This window comes from Silvania hatchlandensis (genome assembly GCF_025564065.1).
Classification (GTDB): domain Bacteria; phylum Pseudomonadota; class Gammaproteobacteria; order Enterobacterales; family Enterobacteriaceae; genus Enterobacter; species Enterobacter hatchlandensis.
Map to the genome: position 1 here is coordinate 1 of NZ_JAMGZK010000037.1, position 17463 is coordinate 17463.

Sequence of the window (17463 nt, forward strand, 5' to 3'; positions counted from 1 at the left end):
TTACGTAATGACATGGTATCTCTCGCATCCCAGGGCATAAGTGGCTCCATAAACGGGTTCTTATGCCTTAGTTGTAAGTGTCTACCATGTCCCCGAACAAGTGTTCACTATGTCCCCGGACTGTACAAGGGAGAGGGTTGGGGTGAGGGGGAGCATGCGGCTCCGGCGCATCCATGCGCCTCGCCCCGGCCTACAGGAAACGCTTCGGCGATTTTCAGCCGGACCAGGGTATCGCTGTAAGTGATTTATTCTCTTGTCGTTATTCCGTTGCTTTAAGATTAAAAAATACTGGAGATTGGTCAGCCCTCAAGGGAGAGAGGATAATCGGTGCACATCATCAGGCGCAGTTTCGCGTGGCATACCAGCACAATAGCGATCCCGCACACACCATCATCGCCCCTTGCCAGAAGCTAAACGTCAGCGGTGAACTCAGCAGCACCGCAGCCAGCGCCGCTGACAGCACCGGGGTAAAGTAGGAGGCCGTCGCCAGAATCGTCACGTTGCCGTGCAGAATACCTGTGTTCCACGACGCGTAACCCAATCCCAGCGCAATGCCGCACATCAGCAGCTTGAGCACCACTGGCACGCTGAATACCATCTCCGGCTGATCGCTGAAGAAATATTTTACCCACAGGGTCAGCGCCGTCAGCAGTACAAACAGGGTGATCCCGTTCTGGCCTTTGGCGTATCTGCTGGTTACCGTGCAGTAGGCTGCCCAGATAAAGGCGCCGACAAAAGCGAGGCCATAGCTCAGCGGGCTGGACACCACGTTGCTGACGATGTCGTCGATGTGCAGACCGCTTTCTCCGCCCAGCACCCAGCTGACGCCCAGCAGGGAAATGAGCAGGCCGGGGATCACCCACAGGGTCGATTTTTGCTTGTTAAACAGAATAGCAAACACGATGGTCAGGCTCGGCCAGAGATAATTTACCATCCCCACTTCAATGGCCTGATGGCGGGTGGCGGCATAACCTAAAGACAGCGCCAGGCAGAGTTCATAGCTGACAAACAGCACGCTGCCGGCCATCAGGTAGCGCGGTGAGAAGCGACGCAAATCGGGGAAGCCAACCGTCACCAGACAGAGTAAACCGCTGAGCGTATAGATCATCGCCGCGCCACCTACCGGCCCCAGACCTTCGCTGACTCCCCGAATCAGCCCCACCATTGTGCTCCACAGCACAATTGCGGCAAGACCAATCAAGGTTGCTTTTTTTCTGTCCATCACATTTCCACGGGCTTTATTTTCAAAGGGCAAATTTATAGCACTGTTTCAGCACCTTCCGCGAATTAATCTGCCCCGACCTACTCCTTAAGTATCAGTAAAAATCGCCAGCGCTGACTATTAAGAGGGCGAAGATCGGCGACATTGATTTGCCGCAAAAAAATCAGGGTCATTGCTGTTAATTTCCAGGCCGAAAGCTCATTGAAACAACGAGGACCACAATGGACGTCAGCCGCAGACAGTTTTTCAAAATCTGCGCGGGCGGTATGGCCGGAACAACAGTCGCTGCGCTGGGTTTTGCACCCAAAATGGCACTGGCTCAGGCGCGAAACTATAAGCTGCTGCGCGCAAAAGAGATCCGTAACACCTGCACATACTGTTCCGTGGGATGCGGGCTATTGATGTATAGCCTGGGAGATGGCGCGAAGAACGCCAAAGAAGCGATTTATCATATTGAAGGCGATTCGGATCATCCGGTGAGCCGTGGGGCATTATGCCCGAAAGGGGCGGGCCTGCTGGACTATATCCACAGCGACAACCGCCTGCGTTACCCGGAATACCGCGCGCCAGGCTCCGACAAATGGCAGCGGCTCTCCTGGGATGAGGCTTTCACCCGCATTGCCCGGCTGATGAAGGCCGACCGCGACGCCAACTTCGTCGAGACCAACGAGCAGGGCGTGACGGTTAACCGCTGGCTCTCCACCGGGATGCTCTGTGCATCTGCGGCAAGTAATGAAACCGGTATGCTGACGCAAAAATTTGTGCGCTCGCTCGGCATGCTGGCGGTAGACAACCAGGCGCGCGTCTGACACGGACCAACGGTAGCAAGTCTTGCTCCAACATTTGGTCGCGGTGCGATGACCAACCACTGGGTTGATATCAAAAACGCTAACGTCGTAATGGTGATGGGCGGTAATGCCGCTGAAGCGCATCCGGTGGGATTCCGCTGGGCGATGGAAGCCAAAAACAACAACGATGCGACGCTTATCGTCGTCGATCCGCGCTTTACGCGGACGGCATCGGTAGCGGACATCTATGCACCAATCCGCTCCGGCACGGACATTACCTTCCTGTCCGGCGTGCTGCTGTACCTGATCGAAAATAACAAGATCAACGACGAATACGTCAGACACTACACCAACGCGAACCTGCTGGTGCGGGAAGATTTTGCCTTCGACGACGGACTGTTCAGCGGCTATGACGCCGAAAAACGCCAGTACGATAAATCGTCCTGGAACTACCAGTTCGATGAGAACGGCTACGCCAAACGCGATGAGACCCTGACCGATCCGCGCTGCGTGTGGAACCTGCTGAAAACGCACGTGTCCCGCTATACGCCGGAGGTGGTGGAGAACATCTGCGGGACGCCAAAAGCCGATTTCCTGAAAGTGTGCGAAGTGCTGGCCTCAACCAGTGCCGCCGACAGAACCACCACCTTCCTGTATGCGCTGGGCTGGACCCAGCACACGGTGGGGGCGCAGAACATCCGCACCATGGCGATGATCCAGCTGCTGCTCGGCAATATGGGAATGGCGGGCGGCGGGGTGAACGCCCTGCGCGGTCACTCCAACATTCAGGGGTTAACCGATATTGGCCTGCTGTCGACCAGCCTGACCGGCTACCTGACCCTGCCGTCGGACAAACAGACAGATCTGCAAAGCTATCTGGCGGCCACTACGCCAAAAGCCACACTGCCTGACCAGGTGAACTACTGGAGCAACTATCCGAAGTTCTTCGTCAGCCTGATGAAATCCTTCTACGGCGATGCGGCGCAGAAGGAGAACGACTGGGGCTTTAACTGGCTGCCGAAATGGGATCAGTCCTACGACGTCATTAAGTATTTCAACATGATGGCGAAAGGCAACGTCACGGGCTACATCTGCCAGGGCTTTAACCCGGTGGCATCGTTCCCGGATAAGAACAAAGTTGTCGCCAGCCTGAGCAAGCTGAAGTACATGGTGGTGATCGACCCGCTGGTAACCGAAACGTCGACCTTCTGGCAGAACCACGGCGAGATGAATGATGTCGATACCGCGTCTATCCAGACCGAGGTGTTCCGTCTGCCGTCCACCTGCTTTGCCGAAGAGGACGGCTCCATCGCCAACTCCGGTCGCTGGCTACAGTGGCACTGGAAGGGGCAGGATGCGCCGGGCGAAGCACGTAACGACGGTGAGATCCTGGCCGGGATTTACCACCGTATTCGCGAGATGTATCGCAGCGAAGGCGGCAAAGGCACTACGCCGCTGCTGCAGATGAGCTGGGATTACAAGAAGCCGGATCATCCGGAGTCCGAAGAGGTGGCCAAAGAGAACAACGGCGTAGCTCTGGCGGATCTCTATGACGCCAGCGGCACGCTGATTGCGAAGAAAGGCCAGCTGTTAAGCAGCTTTGCTCATCTGCGTGATGACGGGACGACGGCCTCTTCATGCTGGATCTACACCGGCAGCTGGACCGAGCAGGGCAACCAGATGGCGAATCGCGATAATGCCGATCCGTCCGGGTTGGGCAATACGCTGGGCTGGGCCTGGGCATGGCCGATGAACCGTCGCGTACTGTACAACCGCGCCTCGGCAGATATCAACGGCAAGCCGTGGGATGCAAAACGGATGCTGATCGAGTGGAACGGTTCGAAGTGGACGGGGAATGATATTCCGGACTTCAACACCGCGCCGCCGGGCAGTAAAACCGGGCCGTTTATCATGCAGCCGGAAGGGCTGGGTCGTCTGTTCGCCATCGACAAGCTGGCGGAAGGACCGTTCCCGGAACACTACGAGCCAATGGAAACACCGCTCGGGACGAATCCGCTGCACCCGAACGTGATCTCAAGCCCAGTGGTGCGTCTCTACAAGGAAGATGCCGTGCGGATGGGCAAGAAAGATAAGTTCCCGTATGTCGGGACCACCTATCGCCTGACCGAGCACTTCCACACCTGGACCAAGCATGCGCGACTCAACGCTATCGCCCAGCCGGAACAGTTTGTCGAAATCAGCGAAACCCTGGCGCAGGCGAAAGGCATTACTAATGGCGATCGCGTGAAGGTGAGCAGCCAGCGTGGCTTTATTCGCGCGGTGGCGGTGGTGACCCGCCGTCTGCAGGCCCTCAACGTCAACGGCCAGCAGGTCGAGACCGTCGGGATCCCACTGCACTGGGGCTTTGAAGGGGTGGCGCAGAAAGGTTACATCGCCAACACCCTGACGCCAGCGGTGGGCGATTCCAACTCGCAAACGCCGGAGTACAAGGCGTTTCTGGTCAACATCGAGAAAGCGTAAGGAGCGAATAAATGGCGATGGAAACACAAGACATTATTAAACGCTCCGCTACCAACGGCTTTACCCCCGCGCCTCGTGCGCGGGATTACAAGGCGGAAGTGGCTAAGCTTATCGATGTCTCCTCTTGCGTGGGCTGTAAAGCCTGCCAGGTGGCCTGCTCTGAGTGGAATGATATCCGCGACGAGGTGGGGCACTGCGTCGGGGTTTACGATAACCCGGCGGATCTGAGCGCCAAATCCTGGACGGTGATGCGCTTTAGCGAAACCGAACAGAACGGCAAGCTGGAGTGGCTGATCCGCAAGGATGGCTGTATGCACTGCGAAGATCCGGGCTGCCTGAAGGCGTGCCCGTCTGCCGGGGCGATTATTCAGTACGCCAACGGCATCGTCGACTTCCAGCAGGATAACTGTATCGGCTGCGGGTACTGCATCGCCGGGTGTCCGTTTAATGTCCCGCGTCTCAGTAAAGAGGATAACCGGGTCTATAAATGTACCCTGTGTGTGGACAGAGTCAGCGTCGGCCAGGAGCCGGCCTGCGTGAAAACCTGTCCGACAGGAGCGATTCATTTCGGCACCAAAAAAGAGATGCTGGACGTGGCGCAGGAGCGGGTTGATAAGCTGAAAGCGCGCGGCTACGACAAAGCGGGGATCTATAACCCTGCGGGCGTCGGCGGTACGCATGTGATGTACGTTTTGCACCACAACGATCAGCCGGAGCTGTATCACAATCTGCCGAAAGAACCGGCCATCGATACCTCGATTAACCTGTGGAAAGGCGCGTTAAAACCGCTCGCCGCGGCAGGCTTTATCGCCACCTTTGCCGGGTTGATTTATCACTACATTGGTATCGGGCCGAACAAAGAGGTGGATGACGACGAGGAGGAACATCATGAGTAAGTCAAAAATGATTGTGCGCACGAAGTTCATCGACCGCGCCTGTCACTGGACGGTGGTGATTCTGTTCTTTCTGGTGTCGCTGTCCGGGATCGCGCTGTTCTTCCCAACCCTGCAATGGTTGACCGAGACCTTTGGTACGCCGCAGATGGGGCGCATTCTGCACCCGTTCTTCGGGGTGGTGATATTCGTGGCGCTGATGTTTATGTTTGTCCGCTTTGTGCATCACAATATTCCCGACAAACAGGATATTCCCTGGCTGAAAGGCATTGTGGAAGTGCTGAAAGGCAATGAGCATAAAGTCGCGAAAGTGGGTAAATACAACGCCGGACAGAAGATGATGTTCTGGACCATCATGAGCATGATCTTTGTCCTGCTGGTGACTGGGGTCATTATCTGGCGACCGTACTTTGCGCACCTGTTCCCGATGCAATTAGTGCGCTACAGCCTGCTGATCCACGCGACCGTCGCCATTATTTTGATTCATGCCATCCTGATCCATATGTATATGGCGTTCTGGGTGAAAGGGTCGATTAAAGGGATGATTGAAGGGAAGGTGAGTCGCCGCTGGGCGAAGAAACACCATCCGCGCTGGTATCGTGACGTAGAGCGTATGGAAGCGCAGAAAGAGAGTCGTGAAGGGATGAAATAAAAGATGGTTTCCCCCGCTCCGGGCTACAGTTCGGAGCGGGTTTCCGGGAAATCATGTGTTGGTGATGAGCGCGTCTAATGCACCTGGTACATCCTGGCGTGCTAGCCGAAGATTGCACACAAAATCCTTATTGTTAATTTTCCTGTTATTTATGTTCGTCATCATGGGTGCATAAATAAGTAAAGATTCAAAATCAATATTAATACGCGGAACCAAATGGTTATGCCATGAAGCCAGGTTGTGATGACGCGCTAATGGCATGATTAGCCGGGTGGGAAGGTCATCGTAACAATCATGTTGAATAATCATGTAATAAGGAAGTTCCTTATTTGACTCCGCTGAAGGGTTTCGATAAACATTAAATTGGTTGAGCATTATATCACCCTGAAGAACTCATCATCGGTAATCGTTCCATGTTTCGCCACGAAGTCATTCATTGCACGAATGAATGACTGATGCTCTTCGGATGCACGGTCATGGTCAGTGAGGCGCGTTTTCTTCACGCGTTCTGGCGTCGTTAGTGTGCTGTAGGAAGTGTTATTTTTTCGGGGGTTTACTTTCATCTGTGGACTCCTTTTTTTGTGTGTCGTCATTATCAACCGCAAAGAATAAAAAACAATACCGTTCCTCCTGGTAACTCAGGAATTGCGAGGCGGATTCCAGCATTAATAAAAACGCCCTCCGTTATTAAAGAGGGCGCGATGATTAAAAACGGTCAGGAATAACGTTGAAGTTATGCGCGGTAGATTTAACTTTGCCAATTTTACGTTTTGGGAATTTAACCGGTTTAACCGGAATCTCTTCATAATGGATCTGCGACAGCAGGTGCGAAATGATATTTAGCCGCACGCGCTTTTTATCTTCCGAGTGGGCGACATACCACGGGGCCCAGTGGTTGTCGGTGGCGGCAAACATTGCATCGCGCGCCACGGTGTATTCATCCCAGCGGTTGTAGGATTTGATGTCCATCGGCGACAGTTTCCAGGTTTTTCGCCCGTCGTTAACCCTGTCTTTCAGGCGTCGCTCCTGCTCCTCCGGTGTAACCTCCAGCCAGTATTTGAGCAGGATAATGCCGGATTCGACCATCGAGCGTTCAACCAGCGGCGTAGCTTCCAGGAACTTTTGCACCTGTTCTGCGGAGCAGAAGCCCATGACACGCTCGACGCCGGCGCGGTTGTACCAGCTGCGATCGAAAATGACGATCTCACCGGCGGCAGGCAGATGAGGTACGTAGCGCTGGAAATAGAGCTGGCTCTTTTCGCGCTCGGTCGGTGCTGGTAGCGCCACCACCCGGAAGACGCGCGGGCTGACGCGTTCGGTAATGGCTTTGATGGCGCCGCCTTTTCCCGCCCCGTCACGTCCTTCAAAAACAATACAAACTTTTAAGCCTTTACTCACCACCCACTGCTGCAGCTTAACCAGCTCGACGTGCAGTCGGCGCAGCTCTTTTTCGTACTCCTTTTCCTTCAGCGGGGTGGTTTTAGTGAGATCCACAACGGGTTTGCTTTTGCTTTTGTTTTTCTTTTTGTCGGCCATGGTGCTTTCCTTTATACGGGGTTCTGCCGGTTCAATGAGACGTAACACTTTGAAGTGTAATTGCGGGGCCGGTTGTTGGCGGAAAATATTCACTCCCTACCCGAAATAATGGATTAACGAGCCAGAAGGGCGATTTGAACTGGTTCACCCTGGAGGATTGTTCAATAATGCCGGTTGCAAATTTTTAACATGTGGTCGTGGTATGAAAAAGACGGTGTTTTCCTTAGCCCTGGGCACCTTTGGCCTGGGGATGGCGGAATTTGGCATTATGGGGGTGTTGACCGAGCTGGCGCGTGATACCGGGATCTCGATTCCTGCTGCCGGTAATATGATCTCGTTTTACGCCTTTGGCGTGGTGATTGGCGCCCCGATTGTGGCGCTTTTTTCAAGAAAGTTCTCACTGAAAACGACGCTGCTGTTTCTGGTGGCGATGTGCGCCGTCGGTAACGCCATTTTTACCTTCTCCGGGTCGTATTACTGGCTGGCGATAGGGCGACTCATTTCTGGATTCCCGCACGGAGCCATTTTTGGCGTTGGGGCGATAATCCTCTCTAAAATAGCCCCACCGGGAAAAGTCACGCTGGCGGTGGCGGGGATGATTGCTGGTATGACGTTTGCCAACCTGCTAGGTGTGCCGCTCGGTACCTGGCTGGGGCACGAATTTAGCTGGCGATATACCTTCTTCCTGATCACGATCTTCGACGCGCTGGTGATCCTGTCGGTGCTGATGTGGGTGCCAAACCTCCACGATCAACCGGCCGCCCGATTAACGGAGCAGTTCCACTTTCTGAAGAAACCCGAGCCGTGGCTGATTTTTGCGGCAACCATGTTTGGCAACGCAGGTGTGTTTGCATGGTTCAGCTTTGTGAAGCCGTTTATGGTCAACGTCTCGAGCTTCTCCGAAGGGCTGATGACGGCGATCATGATGCTGATGGGGCTCGGCATGGTGCTGGGTAATCTGCTCAGCGGCAAACTGTCGGGGCGTTTTAGCCCGCTGCGCATCGCAGCCATTACCAATATGGTGATTGTCGCCTCGCTGCTGCTGCTTTTTGCCGTTGGTGAAATAAAAATGGCTTCGCTGGCGATGGGATTTATCTGCTGTACCGGGCTGTTTGCGCTCTCTGCGCCGCTGCAAATTCTGCTGCTGCAAAATGCGAAAGGGGGCGAACTTCTGGGCGCGGCGGGCGGCCAGATGGCGTTCAATCTGGGCAGTGCGATTGGCGCTTATTTCGGCGGGATGATGATTACCCTCGGCTTTAGCTGGAGCTATGTCACGCTGCCGGCGGCGCTGCTTTCCTTCTCTGCGATGTCTTCGCTGTTGCTGTATGGCTATCTGCAGGCCAAGCGGATGCAGGCTAACGCTCGCGCGCTAGCCTGAGTGTTGTCAGGTGAGTGCCGGTTCGCCGAGGGTCAACATCAGGCGGTTGGCCCAGGCAAAGAAGGCCGCGGACTGCACCAGGTCGAGTTGTTCTAAGGTATCGAGTTCCTGTTTATCCAGGGCCGACAGATGCAGCGGCGTTGCGGCGGGTGGGGTGACCGACAGCGCCGCCGCAAACGCAATTTCCGCCTGCCAGCGTGCAGAGTGCCCCTCACCCAGCGACTGCCCCGGCTGGACTGCCAGCAGCGCGTCCACCGCATCATTCTCTTTCAATAACTGGCTGGCTTTACGGGCATGAACCGAGGCGCAATAAATGCAGCCGTTGATCTTGCTGGTCACCGTGGCGGCCAGTTCGCGTTCGGCGCGCGGTAAACCGCCTGACGTGTAAAAAATTCCTTTGTCGGTGAGCGTGCGCTGCTCAAGAACCGGCAGATTACGCCCCAGCAGGCGGAAATAGTCTGAATCGGTATGGCCGAATTTCGCCAGAATCGCCTGCTCGTCGGCGGAATATTCCGCCAGCGGTTTTGACGCCAGCCACGGCTCCCAGTCCAGCTCCTGCCGGGTGAACTGCACCGGAGCGCGACTGCCGCTTTTGGTGACGGGCGCGGTGTGCCACTTTCCGGCGACCACCGGGGTATCGCTGGCGACAACCGGTTTGTCATTCAGTAAACGCAGCCCAACGATCAGGCGGCTCTGGAAGCTGACAAACGCGATCAGCTGCGCCAGGGTCACAATCCCTTCCTGACTCCAGCCCGCCAGGGTGAGCGCATTCAGCGCGCCGGGCGTCGCCTCGACCGGGGAAAAGGTCAGCACCCGGGCAAAGGCCAGGGCCGGCGTCAGGCGCAGCGAGGTCGGATCGGCAAGACCAAACCCGGCGTAGTGCGCGGCAAGCGCATCAGCGTTATGCCATTTGGCCACTTTGGCCGCCACCGCAAAGCGCTCGTCCAGCGCAAAATCCGCATCCTGCTGGCTGAACAGCGTTTCATAGCTTCCCTGTGCGTGACGGGTAGCCGCCTCGCGGGTGCGTCGCGCCTGTTCCAGCGGGGAACCGGGTACGATCTCCGCCAGTTCGGCGAGAATATCCAGACTTAAAGCCATAGTGACTCCTTAAAGAAGATGAGGGGCGATCTGCTCTGCGATTAACTCTATCGAACGTAATGTGTCCTGATGCGACGGCTCAACGGAGTGCACCTGGAACGAAATGTCGGTGGCGCGGGCCAGCACGGAATCCCGCTGCAGCGAAGCGAGCACCGTCTGCGGCGCGCCGATATGGGCGTCGAACTGGTGAATATAATCCGTGACAGTGTCACCTATGAGTGCGTGTCCGGCTGCGCGATGCTGCTGTGCCTGGCGGGTTAAACCGGCTTCTGCCACCTTCAGCGCGTAAGCGTCGCTATCGGCCACAAAGGCGGTGCGCGAGGCCAGAATACGCGGGGCCACGCCGGACGGCAGCGCATCCAGATACGCGTCGATAATCGGGTTCTGGATCGCATCAAGTGTCAGGGAAAGATTGTCCGCCGGACGCGGCTGAGTGCGGGAGAGCATCAGCCCGTGGCCCTGCTGCGCGGCACGTACTGCGCCCTCGATAGAGAAGGTGGCGATCCAGACTCGCTCGGCCAACTGCGGGGCGGGCGGATAGAGATGATTGTCCGGATGGGTCAGGGAATCCCCGCGCCAGGCGCTGTGGATCAGATGCAGGTGATCGGCAAAGGTTGCCGCCCGCTCGTTAATGGTCAACCCGAACGGTAAAAATGAGGTCGGGGTGCCGCCGGAACCAAACCCCACTTCCAGCCGCCCGTCGGCCAGCAGATCCAGCACTGCCGTGTCTTCCGCTACCCGGAGCGGGTTTTCCAGCGGCAGGGTGATGATGGCAGTGCCCAGGCGAATGGTCGTGGTGTGCGCCGCTACGTGGGCGAGGAACACCAGCGGCGACGGCAGGCCGCCTTCGTGCTCGTGGAAGTGGTGCTGCGCGATCCACGCGCTGTCAAAACCGTAGCGCTCGGCGTGGCGGATCTGCTCTGTTGCCAGGCGATAGCGTTCTTTGGCTGGCGCATCGTCCAGCAGGCGGGTAAAGAAACCCAGGCGTTTACGCGTCATGCGTACTCCTCCGTAAGGGGTGAGAAATGGGGAATGGCGGCGATCAGCTCGCGAGTGTAGTCATCCTGTGGCGCGGCAAACAGCGTATCGACGGCGCCGTGCTCAATGACTTTGCCGCTGCGCAGCACCGTCACGCTGTGGGCAATTCGCCGGACGGTCGCCAGATCGTGAGTGATAAACAGATAGGTCAGTCCCAGCTGCTGCTGTAGCTGCTGGAGCAGGGCGAGGATCTGCGCCTGTACGGTAACGTCCAGCGCCGAGGTGGCTTCATCCAGCACCAGAATGGTCGGCTCCAAGATCAGCGCCCTGGCAATGGCAACGCGCTGGCGCTGGCCACCGGAGAGTTCCCGCGCGGTGCGGGTTAACAGCTCGGGCGACAGGGCCACCCGCCGGGTGACGCTCTCCACTCTAGCTGCGCGCTCGGCTTTGCTGAGGGGGGCAAAGTTCTTCAGCGGCTCTTCTATTATCTGGAACAGCGTCTGGCGCGGATCGAGCGAGGCGAACGGGTTCTGATAGACGAACTGGATCTTCTGTCGCAGCTGGCGGCGCGCCTCGTGGCTGAGGCTGGTGGCATTGATATCATCGATGTTCACCTGTCCGCTGTCGGCCTGCTCAAACCCCAACAGAATGCGGGCGAGGGTGGTTTTGCCGGAGCCCGATTCCCCGACCAGCGCATGGGTGCTGCCGCGTTGCACGACAAAGCTGACGTTATCCAGCGCCTGCAGCTGGTGGCCTTTGCCCAGCGCAAAACGTTTGCTGATCCCGATAGCCTGAATGGCGGGCGAGGCCAGCGGGCGGCCCGACACCGGGGCGATGGTTACGCGTTGGCCCTGCACATCACTCAGCAGCTGGCGGGTATAGGCGTGCTGCGGGGCGCGCACCACGTCAGCGGTAGCGCCGTGCTCCTGTACCTCGCCGTTGCGGAACACCAGCAGACGGTCGGCACGCTGGGCGGCAAGAGCCAGGTCGTGGGTGACAAACAGCACCGCCGTGCCGGATTCCCGGCGCAGCACGTCCAGCAGATCCAGAATGCGCTTTTGCACCGTCACATCCAGCGCGCTGGTCGGTTCATCGGCGATGATCAGATCCGGGCGCAGGGCGATGGCGATGGCAATTAAAACCCGCTGTTTCATACCGCCGGAGAGCTGATGCGGGAACTGCTTCATCCGCTGTTCCGGGTGGTTCAGGCCCACTTTACTCAACAGCGCCAGCACCTGCTGTTCGCACTCTGCTTTATCGATTTTCTGATGCAGGCGCAGGATTTCGCCCACCTGAGCGCCGACGGTTTTCACCGGATTGAGGGAGTTACCCGGATCCTGCGGCACCAGGCTGATACGAGCCCCGCGCAGGCTGTCGAGCCTTTTTGCCGACCACTGGCTCAGATCTTCGCCGTTCAGACGGATACTGCCCCCGTCTCGACGGGCGTTATCCGCCAGCAGGCCGATAATCGCCTGCGCGGTGGTGGTTTTTCCCGAGCCGGATTCACCCACAAAGGCCAGCATCTCGCCGCGCCCGAGAGTAAAGCTGACGTTATGCACCACTTCGCGCCACTCGCGGCCCGAACGGTAGCTGAGGGTGAGGTTTTCAACAGACAGAACGGTCATGGGCGACCTCCGCTTAACTGACGACTGATCCGGTTGGTGGCCAGCACCACGGCGATCACTACCAGACCGGGGAACGTGGTCAACCACCAGGCGGTTGAGAGATAGTTACGCCCTTCGGCAATCAGCAGGCCCCATTCCGGGATCGGCGGCGGGGTGCCGTAACCGAGGAAGCTCAGCGTCGACAGGGCCAGAATGGCCTGACCAAACTGCAGGGTGGCAAAGGCCAGCACCGCGGTCAGGGAGTTGGGCAGAATATGCCGCCACAGCACCGACCAGAAGGTGCCCCCGCTGCCAAACGCCGCTTCGACATAATCGGTGTGGCGAATGCGCACCACTTCCCCGCGTGCCAGGCGGGCAAAGCTGGCGATAGACGCCACCCCGACGGCGAGGGCGGCATTCAGGGTCCCAAAACCGAGGAGAATGATGACCGTCAGCGACAATAGCAGCGACGGGATGGCGAGCAGGACATCCACCAGTCGCATCAGCACCGACTCCACGCGTCCGGCAAAGGCACCCGCAATGACCCCGATGGCGGTGCCGATGACAAGCCCCATTGCCACGGCTACCAGCGCGGCGCTCAACGAGTGCGATGCGCCATAGACGATACGGGTATAGACATCGCGCCCCAACTGGTCGGTGCCGAGCCAGTATTCGGCCTGTGGTGCCAGCCGCTGCGCCCCGGCAATGCCCTCAACCGGGCTAAAGTGGGTAAACAAGCCCGGCGTAATGGCCGCCAGCGCGGCAACTACAATCACGGCCCAGGCCAGCCATAACCCCGGCTGCCAGCGTAAGCCACGCCAGGCAGGCACACGCCTGCGCGCCGCGGCGGCATAATCGACAAGGCTCATGCAGCACCTCCGGTTACGGTTTGCAGGCGGGGATCGAACAACGGCATCAGCAGATCCACCAGCAGATTAATCAGCACAAAACCGAGGGCCGAAATCATCACCACCGCCTGCAGCACGGCGATATCCTGGTTATTGACCGCCTGCTGCGTCAGCATTCCCAGCCCGCTGCGGCCAAACACGGTTTCGGTGATCAGCGCCCCGGCAATCAGTTCGCCCAGCAGCAGACCGGCGATATTCAGTACCGGAAGTAGCGCATTGCCGGTAACGTGCCGCCAGAGCACGGCGGTTTCGCTCAGTCCTTTGGCCCGGGCTACCGCGACAAACGGCTGGGCGGCGACCTGGTCCAGACTGCGCATCAGGATCTGCGCCAGCGGGGCGGAGATCGGAATGGCGACGGTGATAATTGGCAGGATCAGGCCCTGCAGCGGCGAAGGGTTAATCACCGGGATCAGCCGCAGCTGGAACGAGAACAGCTGAATCAGGGCAATCCCTAGCCAGAAGGTCGGCAGGGAGATAAACAGCACCGGCAGAGACTGAATGGCGTTGCTCAGCCAACGCAGTCCCGGCAGGCGTGAGGCCAGCGCCAGCGTAAATGCCAGCACTACCGCCAGAATAAAAGCGGGCAGCGCCAGGCTCAGGGTATCCGGCAGGTTAGTGGCGATAAGCTCGCTGACCGCGACACCCGCCTGCAGCGAGAAACCAAAATCGCCGTGCAGCATCGCCCCCAGCGTGTGCAGATACTGCTGCCACAGCGGGCTGTCTGCCCCGTAGGCGATGCGCATCTCTTCGATTTGCGCCGGGCTGAGGCCCAGATCCGGGTTCTGGAACTTAATCAGGACCGCATCACCCGGCAGGACCTGCAGCAGCAGGAACGACAAGGTAAACGCGGCCCACAGCACCAGCAGTCCCAGCCCGGCGCGTTGCAGCAGATAGCGGCTCATGGTTGCCCCCTTAGTGTTTCGCGATCCACGCCCCGTAGAACGACGGGCGACCGACGGCTTCAAAACTGACCCCTTTCAGCCACGGCGCACCGGCAAACACCTGTGGCTCTTCAAAGATTGGGATCACGTAGGCGTTATCCAGCAGATAGCGCTGGGCGTCGCCGGTCAGCTGGAGCCGCTTCTGCGGGTCCACTTCGGCGGAGATATTCACCAGCAGCGCGTTGAGCTTGTCGTCGCTAAAGCCCTTGACCTTGTCGCTGGAGCCGCCTTTTTGCAGCAGGGCATCGCGGTTGGCCGGGTAGAACATGCTTTTCACCACGTCCGGGTCGGCGCGGCCCACTTCCGAGACGGTCAACGGCGTTTTCAGCGGGTCGAGGTTATCGAGGGTGCGGCTGCCCGCATCTCCGGCTTTGACGCTCAGCGCCACGCCGACCTGGCGCCACTGCTGGGCGACCAGCTGCAATACCTCTTTATTCTGTGGCTGCGGAAGGGATTCATAGATGGTCAGGGCCAGACGCTGGCCGTCTTTGGCTCGTATCCCGTCGCTGCCCGCTTTCCAGCCTGCCTCATCCAGCAGGGCGCTGGCTTTGGCTGGGTCGAAGGTCAGTTTGTCACTCAGATCGACATAGCCTGCGGCAGAGTTAGCGAGCACTGATTTGGCCTGCGGATAATTAGGCGAGAACAGGGTCTCGACGACCTGCTTCGCATTGGTGGCGTGCAACAACGCCTGACGCACCCGTACGTCGGCCACCAGCGGGTTATCCGGGCGGAAGCTGATGCTGTCGTTCACGCCGCGGGTGGGGGCGGCGTAGATTTTATATCCCTGGTCGGTGGCCTGTTTTTCGTCATAGGCCTGCACCTGGCGGATAAAGTCGGCCTGTCCGGCCAGCAGCGCGCCGACCCTGACGCTGTCTTCCGGGGTAACCAGATAGGTAATGCCCTCCAGATTAGCCGGACCCTGCTGGGCGAGGTTTTTCGGCCCCCAGGCGTAGTCTTTACGCGCCTGCAGATTCACTTCGCGCCCCAGCTTTTCGTCCTTCACCACGAACGGGCCGGAGCCGATGATATGCCGGGCATCACCCAGCTCTTCAAAGTTGCGTTTCAGGGTACTCAACGACACCAGCCCGGAGCCGATGGTGGCGGTGCCCTGTAAAAAGCCCGGTGACGGTTTCTTGAAGTAGAACTTCACCGTCAGCGGGTCGATCACTTCGCTGCGATCGTAGTTGTTGATCACTTCCGACACCGGCAGGCGCTGGGCTTTGTTGCCCTGGCCGTAGGTATCAAAGTTTTTTGCCACCGCGCTGGCATCCAGCGGCGTGCCGTCAGAGAACGTCACGCCAGGGCGAAGTTTAAAGGTGTATTCGGTTTTATCGGCGTTGGTGGTCCAGCTCTCGGCGATCCACGGCTCGACCTGTAAGGTTTCCGGGTTCTGCCAGGTAAGCTTGTCGGTGATCTGATTCAGAATGCCGCCGTTCGGATAGAATCCGCCCGCCGGGGGATAGAGGTTGGTGTGTGCCTGTTGTTCCAGATAGACCAGCGTGCCGCCTTTAACGGGCGTCTCTGCGGCCCAGACTGTGGTTGCTGCAACGATCAGCGCCGTCAGCAGCGGCAGGCGAAATGGGGTTTGCATGGTGAATTCCTTTGTTATCTTCTTGTTAGCGTCGGATTCATCATCAGACGGCGCAGAAAACAAAGGAACAAAGGAATTGAGCTAAGGATTGCCGGAAAGTGCAAATAAAAACCGCGCCAGAAGCGGCGCGGTTAGCGGGGGACTAGACAAATTTCGCCAGCGGATCGGCGGCGGCAAAGGCCACGGCGCGGTCGGCTGCCGGGGGATAAATCAGCTCGTTGGTGATGGCGATTTTGATTTTCTTCGCCTCATCACGCACGGATTTGACCTCCTGTTCCCAGCCTTCGGTATACACCGCGCCCCAGGCACCCAGATCGAGGCAGGTCACGTAGTTCACCTGACGGTACGGATAAGGTTCTACGTTCAGCAAGCTGGCTGCGGCGTTGTGGCCGGCAAACTTGCCTAACTGAATGGCGTGCTGGCAGGTCATCAGAGCGGTGTTGCCCAGATCGTCGGTTTTGGCGTGTGCCATGTCGCCGGTGGCGTAAATGTCCGCCTGCGCCGGAACCTGCAGGCTTGCGTTAACCTTTAGACGGCCCTGACTGTCGCGTTCGCCGTCAATCTGCTCACTCAGGGGATGGGCTTCTACGCCTGCGGTCCAGACCACGGTTAACGCGTCAATCCGCTCGCCATTTTTCAGCGTCACGCCGCTGGCATCGATGGCTTCAATTTCACTGTTCAGACGCCATTCAACGCCCAGTTCGTCGCTTGCCGCTTCGATGGTGCTGCGCAGGGCTTCACTGTAACGGCCACCGATCGCTGCACCGCGTTCAACTACGATTACTTTGGTCTCTGTATCATCGCCAAAGCGAGCGCGGAGACGGGCAGGGAGTTCGGTAGCCAGTTCAATGCCGGTAAATCCACCGCCGCAAACCACCACGGTGTTACGCGCAGCCGAGGCAGGGCGCGTCACCAGTGAATCGAGGTGCTTTTCGAAAACTTGCGCCGATTCTAACTGGTCGATATCAAATGCATGCTCTGCCAGGCCTGCAATGGGCGGACGGCGGGTCTGGCTGCCGGTGGCCAGCACCAGACGATCGTAAGTTGCTGGAACGGTGCCGCCGTGAGGATCGCGATACCAGACAATTTTCTCTTTAGCATCAATGCGTTCAGCATCACCGGCGATAAATTCAATATTCAGTTCAGCAAACAGATCGCTTAATGGTGCGACAAATCCCGCCACCTGTTCTTCATAAAACCGCGGGCGAACACGCAGTTCAGCGCGCGGGGCCAGCACGGTAATGCGCAGGTCATTGCACCCCTCGATATCGGCCACGCGTGCGGCGCTCACCGCTGCCCACATCCCGGAAAAACCGCTGCCCACAATTAAAATTTGCTTCTTCATCTTCGATCCTTTTGCTCGTCAGGCCGTGTGTCTGACATAACTGCAACT

Annotated in this window: 15 protein-coding genes; 4 read left to right on the forward strand and 11 right to left on the reverse strand. The window is 58.0% G+C overall.

Going from position 1 to position 17463, the window contains the following annotated elements; genetic code table 11:
• Positions 1-337 precede the first annotated feature (337 nt).
• Positions 338-1222, reverse strand: coding sequence for an aromatic amino acid DMT transporter YddG (gene yddG, locus M8014_RS02900; RefSeq protein WP_271281048.1), 885 nt, complete (start codon positions 1220-1222; stop codon positions 338-340).
• Positions 1223-1443: 221 nt separating this feature from the next.
• Here yddG and fdnG point away from each other — a divergent pair, with 221 nt between their 5' ends.
• The 3 genes from fdnG to fdnI are packed head-to-tail and all read left to right on the forward strand — an operon-like array spanning position 1444 to position 6036.
• On the forward strand, positions 1444-4491 hold the full coding sequence (gene fdnG, locus M8014_RS02905) for a formate dehydrogenase-N subunit alpha (protein ID WP_271281049.1): 3048 nt from the start codon (positions 1444-1446) through the stop codon (positions 4489-4491).
• An 11-nt stretch (positions 4492-4502) separates the two neighbouring features.
• Positions 4503-5387 carry a formate dehydrogenase subunit beta gene (gene fdxH, locus M8014_RS02910; RefSeq protein WP_271281050.1) on the forward strand — a complete coding sequence of 295 codons (885 nt, stop codon included), beginning with the start codon at positions 4503-4505 and terminating at the stop codon, positions 5385-5387.
• The gene (fdnI, locus tag M8014_RS02915; protein ID WP_271281051.1) at positions 5380-6036 is read left to right on the forward strand and encodes a formate dehydrogenase-N subunit gamma; all 657 of its coding nucleotides are present in this window, start codon (positions 5380-5382) and stop codon (positions 6034-6036) included. Before fdxH ends, fdnI begins: the two co-directional genes overlap by 8 nt.
• Positions 6037-6087: 51 nt before the next feature.
• On the opposite strand, the gene M8014_RS02920 is transcribed toward fdnI, so the two are convergent.
• The 3 genes from M8014_RS02920 to ppk2 all read right to left on the reverse strand — a co-directional run bounded on the left by M8014_RS02920 (position 6088) and on the right by ppk2 (position 7572).
• Complete coding sequence (locus tag M8014_RS02920; protein WP_271281052.1) at positions 6088-6411, reverse strand: CcdB family protein; 324 nt, start codon at positions 6409-6411, stop codon at positions 6088-6090.
• Positions 6411-6599 (reverse strand): hypothetical protein, encoded by a 189-nt coding sequence (locus M8014_RS02925; protein ID WP_271281053.1) that lies wholly within the window; start codon positions 6597-6599, stop codon positions 6411-6413. The genes M8014_RS02920 and M8014_RS02925 overlap by 1 nt, the downstream gene beginning before the upstream one ends.
• Positions 6600-6741: 142 nt before the next feature.
• Positions 6742-7572 carry a polyphosphate kinase 2 gene (gene ppk2, locus M8014_RS02930; protein ID WP_271281054.1) on the reverse strand — a complete coding sequence of 277 codons (831 nt, stop codon included), beginning with the start codon at positions 7570-7572 and terminating at the stop codon, positions 6742-6744.
• Positions 7573-7774: 202 nt separating this feature from the next.
• Here ppk2 and araJ point away from each other — a divergent pair, with 202 nt between their 5' ends.
• On the forward strand, positions 7775-8950 hold the full coding sequence (gene araJ / locus M8014_RS02935) for an MFS transporter AraJ (protein ID WP_271281055.1): 1176 nt from the start codon (positions 7775-7777) through the stop codon (positions 8948-8950).
• 6 nt (positions 8951-8956) lie between these two features.
• Here the strand turns inward: araJ and M8014_RS02940 are convergent, their stop codons facing one another.
• From M8014_RS02940 to M8014_RS02970, 7 genes are all read right to left on the reverse strand, one after another.
• Positions 8957-10048, reverse strand: coding sequence for an alkylhydroperoxidase domain protein (locus M8014_RS02940; protein WP_271281056.1), 1092 nt, complete (start codon positions 10046-10048; stop codon positions 8957-8959).
• 9 nt (positions 10049-10057) lie between these two features.
• Positions 10058-11047 carry a putative FMN-dependent luciferase-like monooxygenase gene (locus tag M8014_RS02945; protein WP_271281057.1) on the reverse strand — a complete coding sequence of 330 codons (990 nt, stop codon included), beginning with the start codon at positions 11045-11047 and terminating at the stop codon, positions 10058-10060.
• Positions 11044-12651, reverse strand: coding sequence for a dipeptide ABC transporter ATP-binding protein (locus tag M8014_RS02950; RefSeq protein ID WP_271281058.1), 1608 nt, complete (start codon positions 12649-12651; stop codon positions 11044-11046). Before M8014_RS02950 ends, M8014_RS02945 begins: the two co-directional genes overlap by 4 nt.
• Positions 12648-13499: an ABC transporter permease gene (locus M8014_RS02955; RefSeq protein WP_271281059.1), complete on the reverse strand. Its 852-nt coding sequence runs from the start codon at positions 13497-13499 to the stop codon at positions 12648-12650. Before M8014_RS02955 ends, M8014_RS02950 begins: the two co-directional genes overlap by 4 nt.
• On the reverse strand, positions 13496-14440 hold the full coding sequence (locus M8014_RS02960; RefSeq protein WP_271281060.1) for an ABC transporter permease: 945 nt from the start codon (positions 14438-14440) through the stop codon (positions 13496-13498). The genes M8014_RS02955 and M8014_RS02960 overlap by 4 nt, the downstream gene beginning before the upstream one ends.
• A 10-nt stretch (positions 14441-14450) precedes the next feature.
• Positions 14451-16070 carry a TIGR04028 family ABC transporter substrate-binding protein gene (locus M8014_RS02965; protein WP_271281061.1) on the reverse strand — a complete coding sequence of 540 codons (1620 nt, stop codon included), beginning with the start codon at positions 16068-16070 and terminating at the stop codon, positions 14451-14453.
• Between the two features lie 142 nt (positions 16071-16212).
• A complete protein-coding gene (locus M8014_RS02970; protein ID WP_271281062.1) occupies positions 16213-17415 on the reverse strand; it encodes an NAD(P)/FAD-dependent oxidoreductase in 1203 nt (400 codons plus the stop codon).
• Positions 17416-17463 lie beyond the last annotated feature (48 nt).

Coding starts and splice junctions, on each gene's coding strand:
- yddG (WP_271281048.1), bottom strand. CDS start 1,222: ATGGACAGAAAAAAAGCAACCTTGATTGGTCTTGCCGCAATTGTGCTG.
- fdxH (WP_271281050.1), top strand. CDS start 4,503: ATGGCGATGGAAACACAAGACATTATTAAACGCTCCGCTACCAACGGC.
- fdnI (WP_271281051.1), top strand. CDS start 5,380: ATGAGTAAGTCAAAAATGATTGTGCGCACGAAGTTCATCGACCGCGCC.
- M8014_RS02920 (WP_271281052.1), bottom strand. CDS start 6,411: ATGCTCAACCAATTTAATGTTTATCGAAACCCTTCAGCGGAGTCAAAT.
- M8014_RS02925 (WP_271281053.1), bottom strand. CDS start 6,599: ATGAAAGTAAACCCCCGAAAAAATAACACTTCCTACAGCACACTAACG.
- ppk2 (WP_271281054.1), bottom strand. CDS start 7,572: ATGGCCGACAAAAAGAAAAACAAAAGCAAAAGCAAACCCGTTGTGGAT.
- araJ (WP_271281055.1), top strand. CDS start 7,775: ATGAAAAAGACGGTGTTTTCCTTAGCCCTGGGCACCTTTGGCCTGGGG.
- M8014_RS02940 (WP_271281056.1), bottom strand. CDS start 10,048: ATGGCTTTAAGTCTGGATATTCTCGCCGAACTGGCGGAGATCGTACCC.
- M8014_RS02945 (WP_271281057.1), bottom strand. CDS start 11,047: ATGACGCGTAAACGCCTGGGTTTCTTTACCCGCCTGCTGGACGATGCG.
- M8014_RS02950 (WP_271281058.1), bottom strand. CDS start 12,651: ATGACCGTTCTGTCTGTTGAAAACCTCACCCTCAGCTACCGTTCGGGC.
- M8014_RS02955 (WP_271281059.1), bottom strand. CDS start 13,499: ATGAGCCTTGTCGATTATGCCGCCGCGGCGCGCAGGCGTGTGCCTGCC.
- M8014_RS02960 (WP_271281060.1), bottom strand. CDS start 14,440: ATGAGCCGCTATCTGCTGCAACGCGCCGGGCTGGGACTGCTGGTGCTG.
- M8014_RS02965 (WP_271281061.1), bottom strand. CDS start 16,070: ATGCAAACCCCATTTCGCCTGCCGCTGCTGACGGCGCTGATCGTTGCA.
- M8014_RS02970 (WP_271281062.1), bottom strand. CDS start 17,415: ATGAAGAAGCAAATTTTAATTGTGGGCAGCGGTTTTTCCGGGATGTGG.